This is a genomic window from Stappia sp. G46H5W (genome assembly GCF_058448995.1).
Window position 1 is genome coordinate 161,506 of record NZ_JBZFLL010000004.1, and the last position, 22,251, is coordinate 183,756.

The 22,251-nt window shown below is 67.3% G+C and carries 23 protein-coding genes and 1 other RNA gene; 13 read left to right on the plus strand and 11 right to left on the minus strand.

All coding sequences use genetic code 11. From position 1 onward, the window contains the following. Positions 1 to 36 precede the first annotated feature (36 nt). Positions 37 to 762 (plus strand): DUF1013 domain-containing protein, encoded by a 726-nt coding sequence (locus ACVJ6E_RS13680; RefSeq protein WP_120269603.1) that lies wholly within the window; start codon positions 37 to 39, stop codon positions 760 to 762. A gap of 153 nt (positions 763 to 915) precedes the next feature. On the opposite strand, the gene ACVJ6E_RS13685 is transcribed toward ACVJ6E_RS13680, so the two are convergent. The 11 genes from ACVJ6E_RS13685 to tkt all read right to left on the minus strand — a co-directional run bounded on the left by ACVJ6E_RS13685 (position 916) and on the right by tkt (position 14,175). Then, positions 916 to 1,947: a peptidoglycan -binding protein gene (locus tag ACVJ6E_RS13685; RefSeq protein ID WP_120269602.1), complete on the minus strand. Its 1,032-nt coding sequence runs from the start codon at positions 1,945 to 1,947 to the stop codon at positions 916 to 918. A gap of 86 nt (positions 1,948 to 2,033) precedes the next feature. Then, positions 2,034 to 3,035, minus strand: coding sequence for a flagellar motor protein MotA (locus ACVJ6E_RS13690; RefSeq protein ID WP_120269601.1), 1,002 nt, complete (start codon positions 3,033 to 3,035; stop codon positions 2,034 to 2,036). Between the two features lie 104 nt (positions 3,036 to 3,139). Further along, positions 3,140 to 3,934, minus strand: a complete 795-nt coding sequence (locus tag ACVJ6E_RS13695; protein WP_067218705.1) for an inositol monophosphatase family protein — start codon at positions 3,932 to 3,934, stop codon at positions 3,140 to 3,142. A gap of 105 nt (positions 3,935 to 4,039) precedes the next feature. Next, on the minus strand, positions 4,040 to 4,603 hold the full coding sequence (gene efp / locus ACVJ6E_RS13700) for an elongation factor P (RefSeq protein WP_120269600.1): 564 nt from the start codon (positions 4,601 to 4,603) through the stop codon (positions 4,040 to 4,042). 221 nt (positions 4,604 to 4,824) lie between these two features. After that, positions 4,825 to 6,090, minus strand: coding sequence for a tetratricopeptide repeat protein (locus tag ACVJ6E_RS13705; protein WP_199681290.1), 1,266 nt, complete (start codon positions 6,088 to 6,090; stop codon positions 4,825 to 4,827). Next, complete coding sequence (locus tag ACVJ6E_RS13710; RefSeq protein WP_120269599.1) at positions 6,087 to 6,731, minus strand: thiamine phosphate synthase; 645 nt, start codon at positions 6,729 to 6,731, stop codon at positions 6,087 to 6,089. The genes ACVJ6E_RS13705 and ACVJ6E_RS13710 overlap by 4 nt, the downstream gene beginning before the upstream one ends. Before the next feature lie 122 nt (positions 6,732 to 6,853). Beyond that, positions 6,854 to 7,885, minus strand: a complete 1,032-nt coding sequence (locus tag ACVJ6E_RS13715) for a class I fructose-bisphosphate aldolase (RefSeq protein WP_120269598.1) — start codon at positions 7,883 to 7,885, stop codon at positions 6,854 to 6,856. 109 nt (positions 7,886 to 7,994) lie between these two features. Beyond that, a complete protein-coding gene (locus ACVJ6E_RS13720) occupies positions 7,995 to 9,188 on the minus strand; it encodes a phosphoglycerate kinase (protein WP_120269597.1) in 1,194 nt (397 codons plus the stop codon). A 66-nt stretch (positions 9,189 to 9,254) separates the two neighbouring features. Next, a complete protein-coding gene (gene gap / locus ACVJ6E_RS13725) occupies positions 9,255 to 10,262 on the minus strand; it encodes a type I glyceraldehyde-3-phosphate dehydrogenase (protein ID WP_120269596.1) in 1,008 nt (335 codons plus the stop codon). Positions 10,263 to 10,456: 194 nt separating this feature from the next. Beyond that, complete coding sequence (locus ACVJ6E_RS13730) at positions 10,457 to 12,007, minus strand: adenylate/guanylate cyclase domain-containing protein (RefSeq protein WP_120269754.1); 1,551 nt, start codon at positions 12,005 to 12,007, stop codon at positions 10,457 to 10,459. Between the two features lie 185 nt (positions 12,008 to 12,192). After that, positions 12,193 to 14,175 carry a transketolase gene (tkt, locus tag ACVJ6E_RS13735; protein ID WP_120269595.1) on the minus strand — a complete coding sequence of 661 codons (1,983 nt, stop codon included), beginning with the start codon at positions 14,173 to 14,175 and terminating at the stop codon, positions 12,193 to 12,195. Between the two features lie 401 nt (positions 14,176 to 14,576). Here tkt and ACVJ6E_RS13740 point away from each other — a divergent pair, with 401 nt between their 5' ends. The 12 genes from ACVJ6E_RS13740 to tolR all read left to right on the plus strand — a co-directional run bounded on the left by ACVJ6E_RS13740 (position 14,577) and on the right by tolR (position 22,251). Next, positions 14,577 to 14,927 carry a DUF4164 domain-containing protein gene (locus tag ACVJ6E_RS13740; RefSeq protein ID WP_120269594.1) on the plus strand — a complete coding sequence of 117 codons (351 nt, stop codon included), beginning with the start codon at positions 14,577 to 14,579 and terminating at the stop codon, positions 14,925 to 14,927. Positions 14,928 to 14,939: 12 nt separating this feature from the next. Next, positions 14,940 to 15,317 (plus strand): cell division protein ZapA, encoded by a 378-nt coding sequence (locus ACVJ6E_RS13745; RefSeq protein WP_067218725.1) that lies wholly within the window; start codon positions 14,940 to 14,942, stop codon positions 15,315 to 15,317. Positions 15,318 to 15,411: 94 nt separating this feature from the next. Next, a non-coding RNA gene (gene ssrS / locus ACVJ6E_RS13750) (6S RNA) lies at positions 15,412 to 15,567 on the plus strand. 74 nt (positions 15,568 to 15,641) lie between these two features. Continuing rightward, the gene (locus ACVJ6E_RS13755) at positions 15,642 to 16,265 is read left to right on the plus strand and encodes a 5-formyltetrahydrofolate cyclo-ligase (RefSeq protein ID WP_491676475.1); all 624 of its coding nucleotides are present in this window, start codon (positions 15,642 to 15,644) and stop codon (positions 16,263 to 16,265) included. Further along, on the plus strand, positions 16,262 to 17,089 hold the full coding sequence (locus ACVJ6E_RS13760) for a TIGR00282 family metallophosphoesterase (protein ID WP_120269593.1): 828 nt from the start codon (positions 16,262 to 16,264) through the stop codon (positions 17,087 to 17,089). The genes ACVJ6E_RS13755 and ACVJ6E_RS13760 overlap by 4 nt, the downstream gene beginning before the upstream one ends. Before the next feature lie 224 nt (positions 17,090 to 17,313). Further along, a complete protein-coding gene (locus ACVJ6E_RS13765; RefSeq protein ID WP_120269592.1) occupies positions 17,314 to 18,063 on the plus strand; it encodes a YebC/PmpR family DNA-binding transcriptional regulator in 750 nt (249 codons plus the stop codon). Between the two features lie 153 nt (positions 18,064 to 18,216). Beyond that, positions 18,217 to 18,735 (plus strand): crossover junction endodeoxyribonuclease RuvC, encoded by a 519-nt coding sequence (gene ruvC / locus ACVJ6E_RS13770; protein ID WP_067218737.1) that lies wholly within the window; start codon positions 18,217 to 18,219, stop codon positions 18,733 to 18,735. A gap of 43 nt (positions 18,736 to 18,778) precedes the next feature. After that, complete coding sequence (gene ruvA, locus ACVJ6E_RS13775; protein ID WP_120269591.1) at positions 18,779 to 19,393, plus strand: Holliday junction branch migration protein RuvA; 615 nt, start codon at positions 18,779 to 18,781, stop codon at positions 19,391 to 19,393. Then, the gene (gene ruvB, locus ACVJ6E_RS13780; protein WP_067218742.1) at positions 19,390 to 20,436 is read left to right on the plus strand and encodes a Holliday junction branch migration DNA helicase RuvB; all 1,047 of its coding nucleotides are present in this window, start codon (positions 19,390 to 19,392) and stop codon (positions 20,434 to 20,436) included. The genes ruvA and ruvB overlap by 4 nt, the downstream gene beginning before the upstream one ends. Beyond that, positions 20,423 to 20,896 carry a tol-pal system-associated acyl-CoA thioesterase gene (gene ybgC, locus ACVJ6E_RS13785; RefSeq protein ID WP_120269590.1) on the plus strand — a complete coding sequence of 158 codons (474 nt, stop codon included), beginning with the start codon at positions 20,423 to 20,425 and terminating at the stop codon, positions 20,894 to 20,896. The genes ruvB and ybgC overlap by 14 nt, the downstream gene beginning before the upstream one ends. Positions 20,897 to 21,083: 187 nt before the next feature. Further along, positions 21,084 to 21,797, plus strand: a complete 714-nt coding sequence (gene tolQ / locus ACVJ6E_RS13790; protein WP_067218746.1) for a protein TolQ — start codon at positions 21,084 to 21,086, stop codon at positions 21,795 to 21,797. Between the two features lie 4 nt (positions 21,798 to 21,801). Further along, entirely contained in the window at positions 21,802 to 22,251 is a 450-nt protein-coding gene (gene tolR, locus ACVJ6E_RS13795; RefSeq protein WP_120269589.1) for a protein TolR, read from the plus strand.

Consider the following 22,251-nt stretch of genomic DNA (forward strand, 5'->3'; position numbering starts at 1 on the left):
TGCGGTTCCCGGCGGAGCGAACAGGAGGCATTACACATGGCGACCACTCCCTTGATGCCCAAGGCGACGGCCGTGTGGCTTGTGGACAACACGTCTCTCAGCTTCGACCAGATTGCCGATTTCTGCAAACTCCACCCGCTTGAGGTGAAGGCCATTGCCGACGGAGAGGCCGCCCAGGGCATCAAAGGTCTCGATCCGGTAATGACCGGCCAGCTCACCCGCGAGGAGATCGAGAAGGCGCAGGGCAACACCGGTTACCGGCTGAAGCTGCAGGAGCCGAAGACCCGCGTGCCGGAGAGCAAGCGGAAGGGACCGCGCTACACGCCGGTGTCGCGCCGCCAGGACCGCCCGAACGCGATCCTGTGGCTGGTGCGCAACCACCCGGAGCTGAAGGATTCGCAGATCATGCGCATGGTCGGCACGACCAAGCCGACGATCCTGGCGATCCGCGAGCGCACCCACTGGAACTCCAACAACCTGACCCCGATGGATCCGGTGACCCTCGGCCTGTGCAGCCAGATCGAGCTGGACATGGAAGTCGAGAAGGCCTCGAAGAACCTGCCGCCGCGGCCCGAGGGCGAGCACTACGAAGAGACGCTGCTGCCGGTTGACGAGACCACCTCGGAGGACGCGATGGCAGCCGCCTTCGCCCGTCCTGCTCCTTCGCAGCCGAAGGACGAGGAAATCGACGCCGACGCGGTGTTCGCGAAGCTCAACTCGCTCAAGGGCAAGCCCCGCGACGAGGACGACGACGACTATTAAGTCGCTCATCGCGTGTCAGTCAGATGCCACGCGACATTGTTTCGAGCTGATTTCAGCGATTTTCGATGAAAAAAGGCCGTTTCCGGATCGGAAACGGCCTTTTTGCTTTTTCGGGGTGCGGAACGAGCGGTGTCTGGCCTCGGGCGCCGGTGATCAGCGCTCGGTCAGTTTCAGCTCGATGCGGCGGTTACGGGCGAGCGCCTCGTCGCTGTCGCCTTCCTCCAGCGGCTGGAACTCGCCGAAGCCGGCGGCGACCAGGCGCTTGGGATCGACGCCCTGATCGATCAGGTAGCGCACGACCGAGATGGCGCGCGCTGCGGAGAGCTCCCAGTTGTTGCGGAAGCGCCCCGTTCCCGACAGGGGGCGGGCATCGGTATGACCATCGACGCGCAGGACCCAGTTGATCTCGGCCGGGATCTGGACGGCGAGTTCCTTGATCGCGTCGGCAAGCTTCTGCAGTTCCTGCTCGCCCGCCGGATTGATCGTCTCGGCGCCGGAGGAGAACAGCACCTCCGACTGGAAGACGAAGCGGTCGCCGACGACGCGGATATCCGAGCGCTGGGACAGGATCTCGCGCAGGCGGCCGAAGAAGTCGGACCGGTAGCGCGACAGCTCCTGCACGCGCTGGGCCAGCGCCACGTTCAGCCGGCGGCCGAGATCGGCGATCTTGGCCTGGCTTTCGCGGTCGCGCCCTTCCGAGGCATCGAGCGCATCTTCCAGCGCGGCGATCTGGCGGCGCAGGGCGGAAATCTGCTGGTTCAGCAGTTCGACCTGGGACAGGGCGCGCTGCGACAGCCGGCGCTCTTCCTCAAGCGCACTTTCCATGCCGGCAAGGGCGCCGCCGGTCTGGCTGGCACGGTCGGAGGAGGCATCGAGCAAGCCCTGCAGGCGCTGCTGCTCGGCCTCGGCATCCGTCAGATTGGCGGTGAGGGTGGCGATGGTGTCCTGGAGATCGCGGCTTCCGGCTCGCTCCAGCGCCAGCAACTCGGTCAGTTCGGTGATCTGGGCGTTGAGGCGATTGAGAACGGTGTCGCGGCCCGACAGCTGCTGCCCGAGGAAGAACTGGGCGAGCACGAAGATGGACAGCAGGAAGATGATGACCAGAAGCAGCGATGCCATGGCATCGACGAAGCCGGGCCAGTAGTCCGTCCGTCCGTCCCGACGCCTCATTCGCGTGCCGGCCATGGTCTAGAGCCCTTTCGGCGTCAGGTGCCCGCCGGTCGGAAGCCCGGCGGATCGGGCGATCTTGCGCCAATTCCCCGCGAGGCGGCTCATTTGGCCTCGTCCTTGATCCGTTCGAAGGCGGTGGACATGGTCTTCAGCAGATGCTCGATGCGCTTCTGCTGCTCGGATTGCTCGTCGGCCCAGTCGCGCATCATCTGCTGTTCGCTGCGCACATGCTGGACAAGGCCCTGGATACCTTCCGCGAGATTGGCCATGGCAACGGCGGCATTGCGCCCCGCGCCGCCTCCGCCCTCGGAAACGGCCTTGCGCAAGTTGTCGATGGCAAAGCGCAGCTCGACGAGACCGGAGCTACCGCCGGCGCTGTCTTCCGGCTCGATGTCGGTCAGCGTGGTCAGCCAGTCTTCGAGCTCGTTGTAGAAGCGGTTCTGCGCCTGGCCGGCCTGCAGGTCGAGGAAGCCGAGGATCAGCGATCCGGTGAGGCCGAACAGCGAGGACGAGAAGGCGGTGCCCATGCCTGCAAGCGGGGCTTCGAGGCCCGCCTTGAGATCCTCGAAGATGACATTGGCATCGCCCGAGCCGACATCGAGGCTCTGGATCGTGATGTTGACCGAGCCGACGGTCTGCAGCAGGCCCCAGAACGTGCCGAGCAGGCCGAGGAAGACGAGGAGACCGGTGAGGTAGCGCGCCATCTCGCGCGCTTCGTCGAGGCGCATGCCGATGGAATCGAGGATCGAGCGGGTCGTCGCCGGCGACAGGATGGTATCGCCGGCACGGTTGCCGAGCAGCGTCGCCATCGGCGCCAGCAGCACCGGCGGACGCCGAACCTCGATGCCCGGGTCGCCGAGCCGGAAGCCGTTGACCCAGTTCACCTCCGGCATCAGGCGGATCACCTGGCGGATGGCGAGCAGGATGCCGACGAGTCCGGTGCCGATGATCAGCCCGTTGAGACCGGGGTTGCTCATGAAGGCTGTGGCGATCTGGCGGTACAGGATCAGCGCGATGAACGCGACCACCGCCAGGAAGATGATCATCCGGATCAGATAGACCCAGGGACTGGACAGGCTGTACGGATCATAGGCACGCGCCATGACGGCTTGTCTTCTCCCTGTTGAGGACAAGCCCTTGATAGCGTGATTTTCACCGGCCTGAAAAGCCGTAATGTCGGCGGGCGGTCCTGCCGCAGGGGCAGCCGTCAGCTGCGAGCGTTCTTCAAAAGCTCGCGCAGCTGGGCCTGGACCTGCTCGTTGCCGGCGACGATCGAGCGGGTTTCGAACATCTTCTCGCCGCCGTTGATGTCGGTGACGTAGCCGCCGGCCTCGCGGACCAGTAGCAGGCCGGCCGCCATGTCCCAGGGCGACAGGCCGTGCTCCCAGAAGCCATCGAAGCGGCCGGCAGCCGTCCAGGCGAGGTCGAGGGCGGCGGCGCCGCAGCGGCGGATGCCGGCGACTTCACCCATGACGTGGCGCAGTTCCTTGAGCGTGCGAGCATGGTCGCCGACGCCGAGGAAGGGGATGCCGGTGGCGATGACGCAGTCCGGCATCGACTTGCGGGCGGCAACGCGCAGGCGGCGGTCGTTGAGGAAGGCGCCGCGGCCGCGCTCGGCGGTGAACAGCTCGTCCATCGCCGGATTGTAGATGACGCCGGCGACGATCACGCCTTCGCGCTCGAGCGCGATGGAGACGTTGAACATCGGGATGCCATGCAGGAAGTTCGTCGTGCCGTCGAGCGGATCGACGATCCAGCGATGCTGCGGGTCCTCGCCCTCGATGACACCGGACTCTTCCATCAGGAAGCCGTAGCTCGGGCGCGCCTTCTGCAACTCGGCGCGCACAATCTTCTCGGCGGCGATGTCGGCGGCCGACACGAAGTCGCTCGGGCCCTTGCGCGAGACCTGCAGGTTCTCGACCTCGCCGAAATCGCGAGCGAGGCTGCGACCGGCCTTCAGCGCGGCCTGGACCATGACATTCAGGATGGCGGAGCGGGACATGGCGGTTCCTGGAAAATTCCTGGCGGGGGACGACCGGAGGGCGTGCCCTTCGGGGGGAAGTCGGGAGGCCGGCGGCGCAGTCGGGGCCGCCGGCCGATAGGCAAATCAGTCGGCGCGGCGGACGTACTCGACCAACTCGGTGTCGACGATGATCTTCTCGCCGGCGGTGATGAACGGCGGCACCATGACGCGCACGCCGTTTTCCAGCATGGCCGGCTTGTAGGACGAGGACTGGGTCTGGCCCTTCACCACGGCATCCGCCTCGGTGATCTCCAGCGTCACGTATTGCGGCAGGGTGATGCCGATCGGACGCTCCTCGTGCATCTCGAGCGTGACCATCATGCCGTCCTGCAGGAAGGCGGCGCGCTCGCCGACGAAGTCGGCCTGCAGCTCGATCTGCTCGTAGGTCTCGGTGTTCATGAACACCAGCATGTCTTCCTGCGGATAGAGATACTGGAAGTCCTTCTGCTCGAGGCGCACGCGCTCGACCTTGTCGGCGGAGCGGAACCGCTCGTTGAGCTTGCGGCCGTCGAGAAGGTTCTTCATCTCGACCTGGGCGAAGGCGCCGCCCTTGCCCGGCTTCACGTGCTCGACCTTGACCACAGCCCAGAGCGTCTCCTGGTGCTGCAGCACGTTGCCGGGCTTGATCTCGTTTCCGTTGATCTTCATGTGTCTCGTTCCGTCTCCAAAGGTCCTGCGGCGGTTCGCTCCGCGGGGGCCATCCGCTGGCCCCAGCCGCAGGCGTGTCCGGCGCCGCCAAGGCCGCCGAGCCCGGTCCGGACCTGGTCCTTGAAGAAGGCGCCGTCGCGTCGGCCGGGCACATTGTCTGGTGCGCGGCCTGTCCACCACACTTCCGGTTGCCAATCAAGCAAAAAGGCGGTTTCGCCGGCTCAGGGCGTGTTGTCGGGGTTCTCCACCACCGTCGGGTCGGCGGCGGCCGCATAGCGCTCGGCAAAGGCCGTCGCCTTGGCCAGGGTTTCCGCGTCGATCGAGCCGAGCAGCCCGTCCATCTCCAGATCGGAAATGCCGAGAGCGCGGGCGGCCATGTGCCAGCCGGCGGCCTTTTCCAGATCGACCTCCCGGCCGCGGCCGAAGGCATAGGTCCGCGCAAGCCGGTTCATCGCCACCGGGTTGCCGGCGCTGGCGGCGCGCTCGAACCAGTCGGCGGCTTCGGCCTCGTCGGGGGCAACGCCCCGGCCGTTGAAGCGTAGAATGGCGTAACGGACCTGGGCACCGACATGGCCCTGGCGGGCGGCGCGGCCCATCCAGAATGCGGCGCGCGCCTCGCTGCGGATGTCGGCAGGGCCGTCGAGATAGAACTGTGCGAGCTGGAAACGGGCATCGACATCGCCGAGATCGGCGGCCTTTTCCAGAAGCTCCAGCGCCCGGTCGGGATCGAGAGGACGTCCCTCGCCGGTGCGATACAGACCGGCAAGGTTGTAGATCGCCTCGGGGATCTCGTCATTGGCCGCGAGCTCGAACATGTCGCCGGCCTTCACCTTGTCTTCCGGAACGCCGAGACCGTTGAGGAGCATGAGGCCGTAGCGCAGGGCCGCGCGCGTGTTTCCGCTTGAGGAGGCGAGCTGATACCAGCTGGCAGCGCGCTCGGCATCCTGCGGCAGGCCGCGGCCGGTCTCATAGAGCACACCGAGCAGGGTCTGGGCGGCAGGGTCGCCGGCCTCGGCGCGCGGGGTCGCGAGCGACAGGGCCGTCAGATACCAGCCGCGCTGGAAGGCGCCATAAGCGTAGTCGCGGACCTCGCCCTCGATCTCGAGCGGCAGGGGCGGGGCAACGCTGGTCGGCGGCACGAGCAGGGGAATGTTCTCGTCGCCGCCCACGGGCTGCTGCGGCACCGCGGACAGGCGCTCGGAAATCTCGGCGGCAGAGGGCATCGAACCGGCGCCGGGAAGATCGGATGCAGGAGCTGCTCCGGTGGCGGCCGGCGCTTGCGGAGAAGAGGCTGCCTCGGGCGGTGCCTCGGCAGCAGGGGCGGGAGCGGGAGCCGGCTCAGGTGTTGCCGCCGGCTGTTCGTCCGCCTTCGGTTCGGCAGGTGCGGTGCCGGTGCCGTCTTGCGCAAAGGCAGGATGTGCCGCAGCTCCAAGGAGCAGCAGCATGGCCAGCGCGCCCGCCTGCAACCGTCCGCCGCCTGCGGTCATCCGCCTTCCGCCTCCGTCAGCTCGTAGCGCGACAGGACCTCGTTGGCGGCACGAACCGCCGCTTCGGGCCCCTCGGGATGGTTCCAGACGGCGCCGCGCAGGGCGACGAAATCCGCCCCGGTCGCAGCACAGGTCTCGACGCCGGCGAGGTCGCTGCCGCACAGGGCGACGCAGGGCGTTTCGAACATCTGAGCCCACCAGGACGAGAACTGCAGCGTCTTGGCGTGCGGCTCCACGTCCTCCTCGCGTTCCAGCAGGCCGAACAGGACGTAGTCGACGCCGAGCTCGGCCACCGTCATGGCGTCGTGACGGGTGCGGATATCGCCCGCCCCGACGATGCCGCGGGGGTGGAAATTCTCCAGCGCGCGCTTCAGGTCCTCGCCTGACGTGTCGACATGGATGCCGTCGGCGCGGCTGCGCCCGGCAGCGCGCGAATCGTTCTGCACCAGAACAGCCGTACCCGCCGCCTGGGCGATCGGCACGATTGTCTCCGCGATCTTCTGGAAACCGGCCTCGCCCCAGCCGCCGTCGGTGATCAGCAGGCAGGCGACATCGCCACCGGAAAGGGCGGAGGCGAGGTCCTTGCAGAAGCCGTCGAGTTCAAAGGTCGCAGGCGTAATGAGATAGAGGCGCGGGTGCACGGCGCATCCTTCCGCTTCGTGGGCCGGGCAATCGGAACCCGTCCCGGAATGAGGGGCGATCACGGCAAAAGAGGGGCGAAACCGCCCCTCTCGTCAAGCTTGCCAGTCGGATCGGTGTCCGGTCAGGCGGTCTCGAGCGACTTTGCCCACTCGCCCTTGGCGGCGAGGCCGTTCATGCGGGCGCGGTGCAGGAACGCGGCCTGGCCGGCCGGAACGTTCTCGGTCTTGCCGCCCCACGCCTTCAGCGCGGCCTGCTGCAGGGCGCGGCCGTAGGAGAAGGTCAGCTTCCAGGGAAGCGGGCCGGCCGCGTTCATCAGGTGCAGGTGCTCGGTCGCCAACTCGTCGGACTGGCCGCCGGACAGGAAGGCGATGCCCGGAACGGCCGCCGGCACGGTGGCCTTCAGGCAGCGCAGAGTCAGTTCGGCGACTTCCTCGGCCGAGGCCTGGATCGGGGCGTTCTTGCCCGGAACGATCATGTTCGGCTTGAGGATGATGCCCTCGAGCATGATGTCCATCTGGAACAGCTCGGCGAACACCGTGTTCAGCGTCCACTCCGTGACCTCGTAGCAGGTCTCGATGTCGTGGGCGGCGGACGGGCCGTCCATCAGCACTTCCGGCTCGACGATCGGCACGATGCCGGCTTCCTGGCACAGGGCCGCATAGCGGGCCAGCGCATGGGCGTTGGCCTGGATGCAGGTGCTGGACGGCAGGCCGTCTTCCTCGTTGATGTCGATGACCGCACGCCACTTGGCGAAACGCGCGCCCAGCTCGTAATACTCGGCAAGGCGCTCGCGCAGGCCGTCGAGGCCTTCGGTGATGGTCTCGCCCGGGAAGCCGGCCAGCGGCTTGGCGCCCTTGTCGACCTTGATGCCCGGAACGGCGCCGGCCTTGCGGATCATCTCGACGAACGGGGTGCCGTCGGCCGCCTTCTGGCGCAGCGTCTCGTCGAACAGGATGACGCCGGAGATGTAGTCGTTCATCGCCTCGGAGCTGGAGAACAGCATCTCGCGATAGGCGCGACGGTTGTCCTCGCTGTTCTCCGTGCCGATCTGGTCGAAGCGCTTCTTGATCGTACCGGTGCTTTCGTCGGCGGCAAGGATGCCCTGACCGGTGGCCACCATGGCCTGTGCGATATCCTCGAGACGTTCACTCATCCGATGAGACCCTCTTCTTGCTTGCAAGCATCGCCGCGTTGCGTTGGCGGCTTTCTACCAAAAGCGCCGCGCTTTTGAAGGCGCGGCGCAAGCTGTTTCGTCGAAAGGATTAATTCTCGAGCGCGACGACGCCCGGAAGGGCCTTGCCCTCGAGCCATTCGAGGAAGGCACCGCCGGCGGTCGAGACATAGGAGAAGTCGTCGGCAACGCCGGCATGATTGAGCGCAGCGACGGTGTCGCCGCCGCCGGCGACCGTCGTCAGCGAGCCGTCACGGCTGCGCGCGGCGGCGTGGCGTGCCGCGGCGACCGTGGCCGTGTCGAAGGGCTCGATCTCGAACGCGCCGAGCGGGCCGTTCCATACCAGGGTGGCGGCCGCGTCGATCTTGGCGCGGACATTGTCGATGGAGGCAGCGCCGACATCGAGGATCATGGCATCGGCCGGCACTGCATCGACCGAAACGGTCTCGCTGGCCGCGCCCGCCTTGAACTCGCGTGCGACGACGGCGTCGACCGGCAGGACGATCTCGCAGCCCGCAGCGGCTGCCGCATCCATGATCCGCCGCGCGGTGTCGGCCAGATCGTGCTCGCATAGCGACTTGCCGACCGACTTGCCCTGTGCGGCCAGGAAGGTGTTGGCCATGCCGCCGCCGATCACCAGCATGTCGACCTTCTTCACGAGGTTTTCGAGCAGGTCGATCTTGGAGGAGACCTTGGCGCCGCCGACCACGGCGAGCACCGGACGAACGGGCGTGGTCAGGGCGGAGGCGAGGGCCTCCAGCTCCGCCTGCATGGTGCGGCCGGCATAGGCGGGCAGGCGGCGGGCCAGCCCTTCGGTCGAGGCATGCGCGCGGTGGGCGGCGGAGAAGGCGTCGTTGACATAGAGATCGCCGAGCGCGGCCAGCGCGTCGGCGAAGGCGCCGTCGTTCTTTTCCTCGCCCGCGTGGAAACGGGTGTTCTCAAGCAGCGCGACATCGCCGTCCTTCAGCCCGTCGATGACGGAGGCGGCAAGATCGCCGATGCAGTCGGCGGCGAAGGCGACCGGCCGGCCAAGCCGCTCGGTCAGGGCCGCGGCGACGGGCGCCAGGCTCATCTCCGGCATCACGGCGCCCTTGGGACGGCCGAAATGGGCGAGCAGCACGACCCGAGCGCCCTTGTCGGCGAACTCGCGGATGGTCGGCAGCACCCGGTCGATGCGGGTCGTGTCGGTCACCCGGTTGCCGTCCATCGGCACGTTCAGGTCGACGCGCACCAGCGCGCGACGGCCGGACAGGTTGCCGAGATCGTCAAGGGTCTTGAAGGTCATGGATCGCTCGCCTGACTGTTTCATGTGCGACGGCCGGCGCGAAGGGCGCCGGCCGCTGCTGCCAACTCAGATGGTCTTCGCGAAGGCCACCGCGGTGTCCGACATGCGGTTGGAGAAGCCCCACTCGTTGTCGTACCAGGACATGACGCGGACGAGGTCGCCGTCGATGACCTTGGTCTGGTCGAGCGCGAAGGTCGACGAGGCGCCGTTGTGGTTCAGGTCGATGGAGACCAGCGGCTCGTCGGTGTAGGCGAGAATGCCCTTGAGGGCGCCGTCGGCGGCCGCCACCAGCGCGGCGTTGACCTCGGCAACCGTGACCTTGCGCTTGGGTACGAACTTGAAGTCGATGACCGAGACGTTCGGCGTGGGGACGCGGATCGACACGCCGTCCAGCTTGCCGTTCAGCTCCGGCAGCACCAGGCCGACGGCCTTGGCGGCGCCGGTCGAGGTCGGGATCATCGACATGGCCGCGGCGCGGGCGCGGTACAGGTCCTTGTGCATGGTGTCGAGCGTCGGCTGGTCGCCCGTATAGGCATGCACCGTCGTCATGAAGCCCTTCTCGATGCCGAAGGCGTCATTGAGGACCTTGGCGACTGGAGCCAGGCAGTTGGTGGTGCAGGAGGCGTTGGAGACGACCTTGTGCTCGCTGGAGATCTGGTCGTGGTTCACGCCGTAGACGACCGTCAGGTCGGCGCCGTTGGCCGGCGCGGAGACCAGCACGCGCTTGGAGCCGTTCTCCAGGTGCAGGGCGGCCTTGTCGCGGTCGGTGAAGATGCCGGTGCACTCCATGGCGATGTCCACGCCGAGCGCGCCCCAGGGCAGCTCCTTCGGGTCGCGCAGGGCCGTGACCTTGATCGGGCCGGTGCCGACGTCGATCGTGTCGCCGTCGACGGTCACCTTCGCCGGGAAGCGGCCATGGACGGAATCGTAGCGCAGCAGGTGGGCATTGGTCTCGACCGGGCCGAGATCGTTGATCGCTACGACCTGGATGTCGGTACGGCCCGACTCCACGATGGCGCGCAGCACGTTGCGTCCGATGCGACCAAACCCGTTGATGGCAACCTTCACGGTCATGCTTGTCTCTCCTGTGGCGGCGAACCGCATTCCTTGGGCGATTGATCTGGTCGAGCCGGTCGATCCAAGGATGTGTTGTCCGGCTCCCGTGGTCTTTGGAGCGCCGTTTTGCGGCGCCCGATGGCTGGTTACCGAAGCCTCGTCACGGATGCAACGGGGTCCGGCAACATATCTCGCCGATGCGTCTGCATGGCTCAGGTCTTGTCGTCCTTCCCGTGCTCCCGCATCCGCACCGCGCCGAGGGCCTTTTCGAGCACGGCCTCGGCCTTGCGCCGGGCTTCCGCATCGAGTTTTGCAATGTCGAGATGCAGGACGAGGCCTTCGTCTTCCTCGTTGATCGTCTGCGGGGCGGCGGCCTCCACCTGGTGCAGGCCCTCGACCGCATAGGGCACGATCTCGCCGGGAATGCCCTTCAGCGTGATCGGGTCCAGCCGGCGCACGCGCACCCGGTCCTGCACATGGGCCCAGGTCTCGTAGGAGATGACGATGCCGCCCGGCTGGGCAATGCCCTGCAGGCGGGCGGCCAGGTTCGCCTCGGCGCCGATGATCGTGTAGTCCATGCGGTCCGCCGAGCCGAAATTGCCGACATTGCAGTAGCCGGTGTTGATGCCCATGCGGACCTCGAAGGGCTTCTCGATCCCGCGCCGCCGCCATTGGGCCTTCAGCTCCGCCATGCGCTTTTGCATCGCGATGGCCATGTCGAGGCAGGCATTGGCGTCCTCGCGCGCGCCGCGCGTCTCCGGATCGCCGAAGAAGGCGAGGATCGCATCGCCGATGAACTTGTCGACGGTCGCGCCATAGGCCTGGGCGATGGCCGACATTTCGGTGAAATACTCGTTGAGCAGGCTGGTCAGCTCTTCGGGCTGCAGATGCTCGGCCGTCTCGGTGAAGTCCTTGATGTCGGAAAAGAAGATCGTGAGCTTCTTGCGCTCGGTGGAGATCACCACGTCCTTCTCGCCGGAGAAGATCGACTTGTAGATCTGCGGCGAAAGGTACTTCGAGATCTTCATGGAGATGGAGGCGAGGAAGCCGTTCGCCTCCTCCAGTTCCGTGTTCATCCGGCGGAAGTCGTTGGCCTGGCGCCACTGCAGCCCGGCAAAGGCGGCGCCGAAGGCTCCGGCCCCGGCGAAGTACAGGAACAGGTACTTGAAGGAGAAGAGGTTCCTGGCGATCGGCTGATGGACCGTGATTTCCTGGATGCCGCGCACGTCGCCGACCTGCCAGTCGCGCTTCGGGCTCTCGGGATGGGTGTTGTGGCAGGAGACGCAAGCCTGGCCCATCACCACCGGGACGGCCATGCGGATCTGCCGCTCGAACAGCGAGCCCGAGAAATCGGTCGCGATCGCATCCGGCGCCCGGCTCTGGCGGAAGCTCGCCAGTGCGGCGGTCTCGAACGCATCGAGCTTGTGCGGGCCCCGGTTGGCGAAGGCAAGGTCGGAGATGAAGCGATAGTCGACATCGCCGCCGCCCCTGCCGGCGATCACGCCGCCGAGTTCCAGCGACAGCGTCGCCGGAATGGGAATCGCCCCGGCGACGTCCTCGTAATTGTGAACGGCAACGGAATCCCCCGTATAGCCCTGGACGCGGCCGACGACATTGGCGCCGTAATAGGCGCGGATCTCCGACACCATTGCGTTGAGGGTGCGGGCCTGGGTCGTCAGGCCTGCGTCGGAGAGGTTTCTGAGGTCGAGCCAGACGGCAATGGGCAGCAGCACGAGGGCCGCAACGACCGCGAGAGCGAGAATCCACGGCCGCTCGGCGACGGAGCGCCAGAGTGCGTGGGTGGAACGGTGCTTCCCGGTATTGGGCAACACGTCGGCAATCTCCCGCTAATCGACACCTCTTCAAGCCGATCGCCGCGCAAGCGCGGCGGACAGGAGAGGGCGGCGCCGGTGCGCCGCCCCATCCGGATCTTGCCGGAAACCGCCGCTTACAGGCGGGCGTTGACCGCAGCGACGACCGCTTCCGGCGTGATGCCGAAGTGGCGGTAGAGCTCCTGGTAGGGGCCGCTCGCGCCGAAACCGGTCATGCCGATGAAGATGCCGTCCGAACCGATGATCGCGTCCCAGCCCATGCGAATGCCGGCCTCGATGGCGACCTTGACCTTTGCCGAGCCGGCGATGTCGGCCCGGTAGTCGGCCGACTGGCGCTCGAAGCGCTCCATGCAGGGCACGGAGACGACGCGGGTCGCGGTGCCGGCGGCTTCCAGGGTCTCGCGGGCCTTGAGGGCGATCTCGACCTCCGAGCCGGAGGCAAAGATGGTGACCTCGGGCGCCTCGTCGCTGTCGGCGACCACATAGGCGCCGCGGGCGGACAGGTTCTCGGTCTCGTAGCTCGTGCGCACCGGCGGCAGGTTCTGACGCGTCAGCGCGAGAACGCTCGGCGTTTCCTCGGCTTCCAGCGCCAGCTGCCAGCATTCCAGCGTCTCGGTGACGTCGGCCGGGCGGTAGAAATCGAGGTTCGGGATCGCACGAAGCGCCGCGTAGTGCTCGACCGGCTGGTGAGTCGGGCCGTCCTCGCCGAGGCCGATGCTGTCATGGGTCATCACGTGGATGACGCGCTGGCGCATCAGGGCCGCAAGGCGGATGGCCGGGCGGGCATAGTCGGAGAACACCAGGAAGGTGCCGGAATAGGGAATGGTGCCGCCATGCAGCGCCATGCCGTTCATCGCGGCGGCCATGCCGTGCTCGCGGATGCCCCAGTGCAGGTAGCGGCCGGTGAAGTCGTCCGGCGTGATCGGAGCAGTGTCGGCCGTCTTGGTGTTGTTCGAGCCGGTCAGGTCGGCGGAGCCGCCGATGGTCTCCGGCACCACCTTGGTGATCGTGCCGAGCACATATTCGGAGGCCTTGCGGGTCGCCATGGTCGGCTTGTCCTGGGCGATCTGCTTCTTCAGTTTCGCCATCGCGTCGGCGAAACCGGACGGCAGGTCGCCGCGCAGACGGCGCTCGAACTCGGAGCGCAGCTCGGTGTCGGCGGCGGCAAGACGCTTTTCCCACTCCTTGCGGGCCTGGCCGGAACGCAGGCCGGCAATGCGCCAGGCGTCGAGAATGTCGCTGGGAACGTCGAAGGCCTCATGGGCCCAGCCGAGCGCCTTGCGGGTCGCGGCCAGTTCCTCGGCGCCGAGCGGCGATCCGTGGACCTTCTCCGAGCCGGCCTTGTTCGGGGCGCCGAAGCCGATGGTGGTCTTGGCGGCGATCAGGGTCGGGCGGTCGTTCTCGCGCGCCTTGGCCAGGGCGGCGGCGATGGCCGCCGGGTCGTGGCCATCGATGGCGACGGTCGCCCAGCCGCTCGCCTCGAAGCGCTCCAGCTGGTTGGTGCTGTCGGTGAGCGAGACCTTGCCGTCGATGGAGATGCCGTTGTCGTCCCAGATGACGATCAGACGGTCGAGCTTCAGGTGACCGGCGAGCGAGATCGCCTCCTGGCTGATGCCTTCCATCAGGCAGCCGTCGCCGGCCAGCACATAGGTGTAGTGGTCGGTGAGGTCTTCGCCGAACGTCTCGCGCAGATGACGCTCGGAGATCGCCATGCCGACGGCATTGGCAAGGCCCTGGCCGAGCGGTCCGGTGGTCGTCTCGATGCCGGCGCCGTGGCCGAACTCGGGATGGCCGGCGGTCAGCGCGCCGATCTGGCGGAACTTCTTCAACTGGTCGAGGGTGAAATCCTCGGAGCCGAGCAGGTAGTGCACCGCATAGAGCAGCATCGAGCCGTGGCCGGCCGACAGGATGAACCGGTCACGGTCCGGCCAGTCCGGGCGGGTTGGGTCGTAGTGCATGACCTGGGTGAACAGCACGGTCGCGATGTCGGCCGCGCCCATGGGCAGGCCGGGGTGGCCGGACTTGGCCGCTTCCACGGCATCTGCTGCGAGGAAACGGATCGCATTGGCCATGCGATTGTGCTTTTCGAGATCGATCATCTGATTCCGTTCGTCCCTGTCGGCGGCCCACGCGGGCTACTCGTCCGTGATGCGGGCACCGCACGGGCCCCGGTTCCGACATCCGGCCTGTCCCTGGCTGGCGCTGCGGGGAGGTGCTGCGCCCGCTCGGGACGGGTCGGTGCGGGTCGTGTCCGGGCCGCCGGCGATATCGGTTTTTCGGCGGTTGCGACCGGTTTTCACCGGACCCCGCCGAAGCGGCTCGACAAATATCAGGAACCTTGGGCGAGTCAACAAAGCGGATGGCCGGAGACCCGGGGGGAAGGGCGCGCATCCGTCGATCTCGCATCGGGCGGCAAGGAATGGTATAGCGGCAGAGGGCGGATGCGGGTATTCCGCCCGCGGGCGCCATTGAGCGCACAGCGAATCCACAAGGGGGTGGAATGGACGATACGTCGGGACTTTCCGGGGGGCAGTCGGGCGGGGACGAGACCCGGCCGGTCGCGTCCGCGGCAGGGTCCGGCGCCAGCGTGGATGCCGCGCTCGAGCGGCTGGCCCGTGCCGTTTCGCGGCTCGACGCGGCGGTGCAACGGCGGCTGGAATCCGACATGTCGCTGGGCGGACTGCAGGAAGAGCTGCAGCGGCTGGGCGAGGACCGGTCCTCGCTGGCCGCGACACTGGACACGGCCGAGGCGCGTGTCGCCCGGCTGGAGGATGCCAATCGCGAAGTGTCGCGACGGCTGGTGTCGGCAATGGAATCGATCCGCTCCGTGCTCGAGACGCATGGCGGCTGAGGCGACGAGGCGATGGCTCAGATAATCGTGACGATCAACGGACGCAGCTTCCGCATGGCCTGCGACGATGGCGAGGAAGAGCGGCTGACCGCGCTTGCCCGCCGCTTCGACAGTGCCATCGACAGCCTGCGCGGCAGTTTCGGCGAAATCGGCGACCTGCGCCTGACCGTGATGGCCGGGATCATGGTCACCGACGAACTGGCGGAGCGCGAGCGCCGGCTCGCGGCGCTGCAGGACGAGGTCGACAGCCTGCGCGAGGCGCGGCGGGCGGCACTGGACAGCGCGGCGCGCAACGACGCGGAACTTGCCGGCAAGATCGTCACGGCGGCCGAGCGGATCGAGGCGCTGGCCGACGGCCTGGCGCGATCCATGCGACCGGCGGATGCCTGACCGCACACGGTCGCAGGCACGCTTCAGCCCTGCCGGCCGGCCATGCGAAAACGTGTGTTGTATTTCACGGCAAAGCGACCCTATATCGGGGTTGGCGTGGCTGCGCGGTGCGTCAGGAGACATATCCCCGGGGCCTTACGCATCCCTAGGGAGCTGTTCCTGCTCCGGCCCGTGGGCTGGAGTATACGGCGCCCACCTACTCTGTAGGTTTCCCGGGATTGCAACCTCCAACGGCCGAGGTGGCCACGTCATCTTCCTCGTTCGCCGTCGCCCTGGACGGAGCGTCGGCAGCCCCTTCGGCCGCCGCATCCGGGAGCGCGACGCTTGATCTTTCCCGACACCGATCTTCCGCAAGACATCCGCGCGCTGCGCGAGCGCAAATCCCTGTGCCGCAAGGAGGCGCTCGGACGCCGCGCTGGTCTCGCTGTCCAGGCGCGCATCGAGGGCGGCCTGGCGCTGGCCGATGCAGTGGATGCGCTGGGCTTTCCGCCCGGTGCCATCGTCTCCGGCTTCTGGCCGATCCGCGACGAGATCGACCCCCGGCCCCTGATGGACGCGCTGCGCGCACGCGGACATGCGCTGTGCCTGCCGGCCATCGTCGACGGCGACCTGGTGTTTCGCCGGCTGACCCGCGAGACCGTGCTGGTGCCGGCCGGATTCGGCACGGCCGAACCGCCCGCCGACTCTGATGTCCTCGTGCCCGACTGCATGTTGGTGCCGCTGGCCGCCTTCGACAGGCGCGGCGGCCGGATCGGCTACGGTCGGGGCTATTACGACCGGGCCATCGCGCGCATCGGCGCGGAACGCGGAGGGCCGCCGGCCACCGTCGGTATTGCCTTTTCGTTGCAGGAAGTGGAAAGCGTGCCGGAGGAAAACCACGACCGCCGTCTCGACAGGATCCTGACCGAGCGCGGCTTCGTCAAACTGGAAGGACCCGATCGGGCATGAGGCTGCTGTTTCTGGGTGATCTCGTCGGCCGCAGCGGCCGGCAGGCGGCGACCGACGTGCTGCCGGGACTGGTTGAGCGCCATTCCATCGACTTCGTCATCGTCAACGGCGAGAACGCCGCGGCCGGTTTCGGCATCACCGAGGAGATCCTGCAAGACGTGCTGGACGCGGGGGCGGATGTCGTCACCACCGGCAATCACGTGTGGGACCAGCGCGACACGCTCGTCTATATCGAGCGGCAGGACCGCCTGTTGCGGCCGCTGAACTTCCCGCAAGGGGCGCCCGGGCGCGGCGCCAACCTGTTCACCGCGCGCAACGGCGCAAGGGTGCTGGTGATGAATGCCATGGGCCGGGTGTTCATGGACAGCCTGGACGATCCTTTCCTGGCGGTGGAGCGGGTGCTCGACGCAACGCCGCTCGGACAGGTGGCCGATGCCATCGTCATCGACATGCATGCGGAGGCGACCAGCGAGAAGCAGGCGCTGGCGCATTTCGTCGACGGACGGGCGACGCTGGTCGTGGGAACGCACACGCATGTGCCCACCGCCGACCATCAGATCCTTCCCGGCGGCACCGCCTACATGAGCGATGCCGGCATGTGCGGCGACTACGATTCCGTCCTCGGCATGGAAAAGGACGAGCCGATCTCCCGTTTCCTGCGCAAGATCCCGTCCGGCCGCTTCACCCCGGCCACGGGCGATGCGACGGTCTGCGGGGTCGCGGTCGAGGTGGATGATGCAACCGGCCTTGCCACGGCGGTGGAACCGGTGCGGCTGGGAGGCCGGCTCGCCCGGGCATTGCCTTCGTTCTGGACGGCGGGTTGAGGCAAAAGGCTTTGCCGGGGTCGCCAGCGGATGCTGGATTTTCTCCCTGCTGCAGCCTATAACGCGCCGATCTTTTGAGATTGCAGGCAGACCCGGTTCGGCTGCGCCCGATCCGCTCCGCCCGCCCGACATCAATCCAGGAGGAACGCGCCTGGAGACCGCGTCCGGGCCGCGCGCGATCGCGGCCGAGACCGCCGGCGTTCCCGACAAGACCAGGAAGCGACATGGCCGGACATTCCCAATTTAAGAACATCATGCATCGGAAGGGCCGTCAGGACGCCGTCCGCTCGAAGATCTTCTCCAAGCTGTCGAAGGAGATCACGGTCGCGGCGAAGATGGGCGGACCGGACATCAACTCCAATCCGCGCCTTCGCCTGGCCGTGCAGAATGCCAAGGCCCAGTCGATGCCCAAGGACAACATCCAGCGGGCCATCAACAAGTCCCAGGCCGGCGACGGCGACAATTACGAAGAGCTCCGCTACGAGGGCTACGGCCCGGCGGGCGTCGCGGTGATCGTGGAGCTGCTGACGGACAACCGCAACCGCTCGGCCTCCAACGTGCGCTCCTACTTCTCCAAGTGCGGCGGCTCGATGGGCGAGACCGGTTCGGTCGCCTTCATGTTCGACCGTATCGGCGAGATCGTCTATCCGGCCGCGGCCGGCACTGCAGATGCCATGCTCGAGGCCGCCATCGAGGCCGGCGCGGAGGATGTGCAGTCCGACGAGAACAGCCACGTGATCACCTGCGCCTTCGAGGACCTGGGTGAGGTGTCCAAGGCGCTGGAAGAGACCCTCGGCGAGGCCGAGACCGTCAAGGCCGTTTGGAAGCCGCAGACGCTGACCCCGGTCGATGCCGACAAGGCCCAGACCATGCTGAAGCTGATCGGCCTGCTGGAAGACGACGACGACGTGCAGAACGTCTACTCGAACTTCGACGTGGACGAGGAAACGCTGGCCCGCCTCACGGCGGCCTGAGCGAGGCGTTTCTCCCTGGTGCTGATGCAAGAGCCCGGCAGGCTGTCCTGCCGGGCTCTTGCCGTTTCCAAGGCCCGGTTTTCTGCTGGTTTGCGGCCCCTCGGGCATGTCCGTGCTGGTCAGGCGCGGCGAATGGCGTTACCGATTTGTTCCATGGCACTCCCGATTCGCATACTCGGCATCGATCCCGGTCTCCGCCGCACCGGCTGGGGCGTGATCGTCGTGGAGGGAAACCGCATGACGTTCGCGGCCAGCGGCACGGTCGTTTCCGACAACCGCCTGCCGCTGTCTGATCGTTTGCGCCAGTTGCATGACGGGCTGCAGGAGGTTGTCGGGCAGCAGGCACCGCACGAGGCGGCGGTCGAGCTGACCTTCGTCAACAAGGATGCGGGCGCGACGCTCAAGCTCGGCCAAGCGCGCGGTATCGCGCTGCTCGTGCCGGCGCTGAACGGCTTGGACGTGGCCGAGTATGCGCCGAACCTCGTCAAGAAGACCGTGGTCGGCACCGGTCACGCGGAAAAGGACCAGATCCGCATGATGGTGAAGGTCCTGATGCCGAAGGCGACGTTCAACTCGGACGACGCTGCCGATGCGCTGGCCATCGCCATCTGCCATGCCCAGCACCGGGTGACGCCGGCCGCGGCGCGCATTGCCGAGAAGCTGGCACGATGAGGCTTTCGACGGGTGCCGCGAAACAGGGAGCCGGGAAACGGGCATGATCGGCAAGCTAAAGGGCGTGGTTGACGAGATCGGCGACGATCACCTGATCCTCGACGTGCATGGCGTCGGCTATCTGGTCTTTGCGCCTGCGCGCGTGCTGCAGGGGCTTCCCGGACGCGGCGAGGCGGCGGTGCTGCATATCGAGACCCTGGTGCGCGAGGACCTGATCCGCCTTTACGGGTTTTCCAGCGCCTCCGAAAAGGCCTGGTTCCAGCTTCTGATGACGGTGCAGGGGGTGGGCGCCAAGGTGGCGCTTGCCGCCCTCGGCGTGATGCGGGCGTCCGAACTCGCCAATGCCGTTGCTCTGGGCGATACGGCCCAGATCGCCCGCGCGCCGGGCATCGGCAAGCGGGTGGCCGAGCGCATCGTCACCGAACTGAAGAGCAAGGCGCCGGCTTTCGCCAGCGTCGATGCGGGCACCATCGCAGCCTCGCAGCAGGCCTCCGCCGCCGTACCGACGGCGGTGGGCGATGCGGTGTCTGCCCTCGTCAATCTCGGCTACCAGCAGGCGCAGGCGAGCGCCGCGGTGGCCGCCGCCGTCAAGAGCGCAGGCGAGGGGGCCGAGGCCGCCACGCTGATCCGCCTCGGCCTCAAGGAGCTTGCCAGATGAGCGAGGACGCCGGCCGTCTCGTCTCGCCCGAACTGCGCGGCGACGAGATCGACACGACGATGCGCCCGCAGGTGCTCGACGATTTCGTCGGCCAGGCGCAGGCGCGCGCCAATCTCAAGGTCTTCATCGGCGCCGCCAAGGCGCGGGGCGAATCGCTCGACCACGTGCTGTTCGTCGGGCCTCCGGGGCTCGGCAAGACGACGCTTGCGCAGATCATGGCGCGAGAGCTCGGCGTGAATTTCCGCGCGACGTCCGGGCCGGTCATCGCCAAGGCCGGCGATCTCGCCGCGCTGCTGACCAATCTGGAAGAGCGCGACGTGCTGTTCATCGACGAGATCCATCGTCTCAGCCCGGCCGTCGAGGAAGTGCTCTATCCGGCGATGGAGGACTTCCAGCTCGACCTGATCATCGGCGAGGGGCCGGCGGCGCGTTCGGTGAAGATCGATCTGGCGCGCTTCACCCTCGTGGCGGCAACGACGCGGCTCGGCCTATTGACGACGCCGCTGCGCGACCGGTTCGGCATTCCGGTCCGCCTGCAATTCTACACCTCCGAGGAGCTGGAGCTGATCGTGCGCCGCGGCGCGCGCATTCTCGGCATCGGCATGAGCGACGACGGCGCGCGGGAGATCGCCCGGCGCGCACGCGGCACGCCGCGCATCGCCGGCCGCCTGCTGCGGCGGGTGCGCGACTTTGCCGTGGTCGGCGGGCAGGAAACGGTGGATGCGGCGATTGCCGACCGGGCGCTGACCCAGCTGGAGGTGGACAGCGCCGGCCTCGACCAGCTCGACCGGCGCTATCTGAACCAGATCGCGCTGAAATTCGGCGGCGGTCCCGTCGGCATTGAGACCATCGCCGCCGCCCTGTCGGAACCGCGCGATGCCATCGAGGAGATCGTCGAGCCCTATCTGATCCAGCAGGGCTACATCCAGCGCACGCCGCGCGGCCGCATCCTGACGCCGCAGGCCTTCCAGCATCTCGGCCTTGCGGTGCCGCAGGGCTCCAACGTGCCGCAGCTCGGGCTGTTCACCGATGACGACGCGTGAAGATGCGCCGCGCTGGCCGGATCTTGCCGGCCGGCTGGAGGCCGGGCGCCATGTCCTGCCGGTGCGGGTCTATTACGAGGACACGGATTTCACCGGCGTGGTCTATCACGCCGCCTATCTGAAATTCGCCGAGCGGGGACGCTCGGATTTTCTGCGCCTTTGCGGCATCCACCACAACGAACTTGCGAGCGGGGCGCACGGCGAGCCGCTGGCCTTTGCCGTCCGGCACATGGAGATCGATTTCCATGCCCCGGCCCGGATCGACGACCTGCTCGAGGTCGAAACGCACCTCAGGGAAGCGCGCGGTGCGCGCATCGTCCTGGCTCAGGAAGTCCGCCGCGAGGGGGTGCTGCTTTTCGCCGCAGCGGTGACGGTGGCCGTGATCTCTCCGGAAGGACGCCCACGTCGCCTGCCGGAGGCGCTGGCCGCGCGCCTTGCCGGTGACATGTCGCCGTCTTAACGGGACAGTAACCTTAACGCTGGCTTAATGCCGCAGGTTATCGGCGGAAACAGTCCCAGTTTCGCCAAAATCGCTCGTCATTGAGGCGATCGATCAGCGGACAAACCGACTGGCCCGATCGATACGGGCAACCGGCAACCGATCCGGCATGTGCGCCAATGGTATCGGGCAAGAGGTCCTGAATTAGATGAATCCCGTGGAACTTGCACAAACGACCCTCGCGGCACCGCAGGGCGACATGTCTTTCTTCGCGCTGTTTCTTCAGGCGCATCTGGTCGTCAAGCTGGTGATGCTGGGCCTGGTCCTGGCGTCGATCTGGTGCTGGGCGATCATCGTCGACAAGTGGCTGCTGTTCACGCGCACCAAGCGCCAGATGAACCGCTTCGAGACCGTTTTCTGGTCCGGCCAGTCGCTGGAAGAGCTGTACCGCACCCTTTCGGGGCGGGCCAACCATTCGATGGCGGCCCTGTTTATCGCCGCGATGCGCGAATGGAAGCGCAGCCACGAAGGCGCGCGCCCGGCCATCGCCAGCCTGCGCCAGCGCATCGACCGGGTGATGGATGTGACCATCGCCCGCGAGGCGGAGCGGCTGGAGGCAAGGCTTCTGGTGCTGGCGACCGTCGGCTCGGCGGCCCCCTTCATCGGCCTGTTCGGCACCGTCTGGGGCATCATGACCAGCTTTCAGGCGATTGCCGCGTCGAAGAACACCAATTTGGCCGTTGTGGCGCCGGGCATCGCCGAGGCGCTGCTTGCAACCGCGCTCGGCCTGCTCGCGGCCATTCCGGCGGTGATTGCCTACAACAAGCTCTCCGCCGATGCGGGCAAGCTGTCCGCCCGCATGGAAGGTTTTGCCGACGAGTTCTCCGCCATCCTGTCGCGTCAGATCGACGAGAGGAGCTGACCCCATGGGCATGCAGTCCGCCGGTGCGGCGCCCGAGGAGGCCGGTCGCCGCCGTCGCCGAAAGCGCCATCAGCCGATGAGCGAGATCAACGTCACGCCCTTCGTGGACGTGATGCTCGTGCTGCTGATCATCTTCATGGTCGCCGCGCCGCTGCTCACTGTCGGCGTGCCGCTCGACCTGCCGGAGACCCAGGCCAAGCCCCTGGAAGGGGCAACGGAGCCGATCACGATTTCGGTCGCTGCCGATGGGCGCATCTATATCCAGGACACGGAGATCGCCGCGGACGAGGTGGTGCCGAAGCTGGAGGCGATCGCGCGCAACGGCTACGAGGAGCGCATCTTCGTGCGCGGCGACCGGGATGCCGACTACGGCACGATCATGGGGGTGATGGGGCGCATCAACGCGGCCGGCTACAAGCGGCTCGGCCTTGTGACGCTCGAGGAGCAGCAGTAG

Excerpts from the sequence above, each read along its gene's own strand:
- tkt (WP_120269595.1), bottom strand. The coding sequence starts at position 14,175 with ATGATCGATCTCGAAAAGCACAATCGCATGGCCAATGCGATCCGTTTC.
- ACVJ6E_RS13720 (WP_120269597.1), bottom strand. The coding sequence starts at position 9,188 with ATGACCTTCAAGACCCTTGACGATCTCGGCAACCTGTCCGGCCGTCGC.
- ACVJ6E_RS13745 (WP_067218725.1), top strand. The coding sequence starts at position 14,940 with ATGGCTCAGATAATCGTGACGATCAACGGACGCAGCTTCCGCATGGCC.
- efp (WP_120269600.1), bottom strand. The coding sequence starts at position 4,603 with ATGAAGATCAACGGAAACGAGATCAAGCCCGGCAACGTGCTGCAGCAC.
- tolQ (WP_067218746.1), top strand. The coding sequence starts at position 21,084 with ATGAATCCCGTGGAACTTGCACAAACGACCCTCGCGGCACCGCAGGGC.
- ybgC (WP_120269590.1), top strand. The coding sequence starts at position 20,423 with ATGACGACGCGTGAAGATGCGCCGCGCTGGCCGGATCTTGCCGGCCGG.
- ACVJ6E_RS13740 (WP_120269594.1), top strand. The coding sequence starts at position 14,577 with ATGGACGATACGTCGGGACTTTCCGGGGGGCAGTCGGGCGGGGACGAG.
- tolR (WP_120269589.1), top strand. The coding sequence starts at position 21,802 with ATGGGCATGCAGTCCGCCGGTGCGGCGCCCGAGGAGGCCGGTCGCCGC.
- ACVJ6E_RS13760 (WP_120269593.1), top strand. The coding sequence starts at position 16,262 with ATGAGGCTGCTGTTTCTGGGTGATCTCGTCGGCCGCAGCGGCCGGCAG.
- ACVJ6E_RS13680 (WP_120269603.1), top strand. The coding sequence starts at position 37 with ATGGCGACCACTCCCTTGATGCCCAAGGCGACGGCCGTGTGGCTTGTG.
- ruvC (WP_067218737.1), top strand. The coding sequence starts at position 18,217 with ATGGCACTCCCGATTCGCATACTCGGCATCGATCCCGGTCTCCGCCGC.
- ACVJ6E_RS13695 (WP_067218705.1), bottom strand. The coding sequence starts at position 3,934 with ATGTCCCGCTCCGCCATCCTGAATGTCATGGTCCAGGCCGCGCTGAAG.
- ruvB (WP_067218742.1), top strand. The coding sequence starts at position 19,390 with ATGAGCGAGGACGCCGGCCGTCTCGTCTCGCCCGAACTGCGCGGCGAC.
- ACVJ6E_RS13690 (WP_120269601.1), bottom strand. The coding sequence starts at position 3,035 with ATGGCGCGTGCCTATGATCCGTACAGCCTGTCCAGTCCCTGGGTCTAT.
- ACVJ6E_RS13715 (WP_120269598.1), bottom strand. The coding sequence starts at position 7,885 with ATGAGTGAACGTCTCGAGGATATCGCACAGGCCATGGTGGCCACCGGT.
- ACVJ6E_RS13765 (WP_120269592.1), top strand. The coding sequence starts at position 17,314 with ATGGCCGGACATTCCCAATTTAAGAACATCATGCATCGGAAGGGCCGT.
- ACVJ6E_RS13685 (WP_120269602.1), bottom strand. The coding sequence starts at position 1,947 with ATGGCCGGCACGCGAATGAGGCGTCGGGACGGACGGACGGACTACTGG.
- gap (WP_120269596.1), bottom strand. The coding sequence starts at position 10,262 with ATGACCGTGAAGGTTGCCATCAACGGGTTTGGTCGCATCGGACGCAAC.
- ACVJ6E_RS13705 (WP_199681290.1), bottom strand. The coding sequence starts at position 6,090 with ATGACCGCAGGCGGCGGACGGTTGCAGGCGGGCGCGCTGGCCATGCTG.
- ruvA (WP_120269591.1), top strand. The coding sequence starts at position 18,779 with ATGATCGGCAAGCTAAAGGGCGTGGTTGACGAGATCGGCGACGATCAC.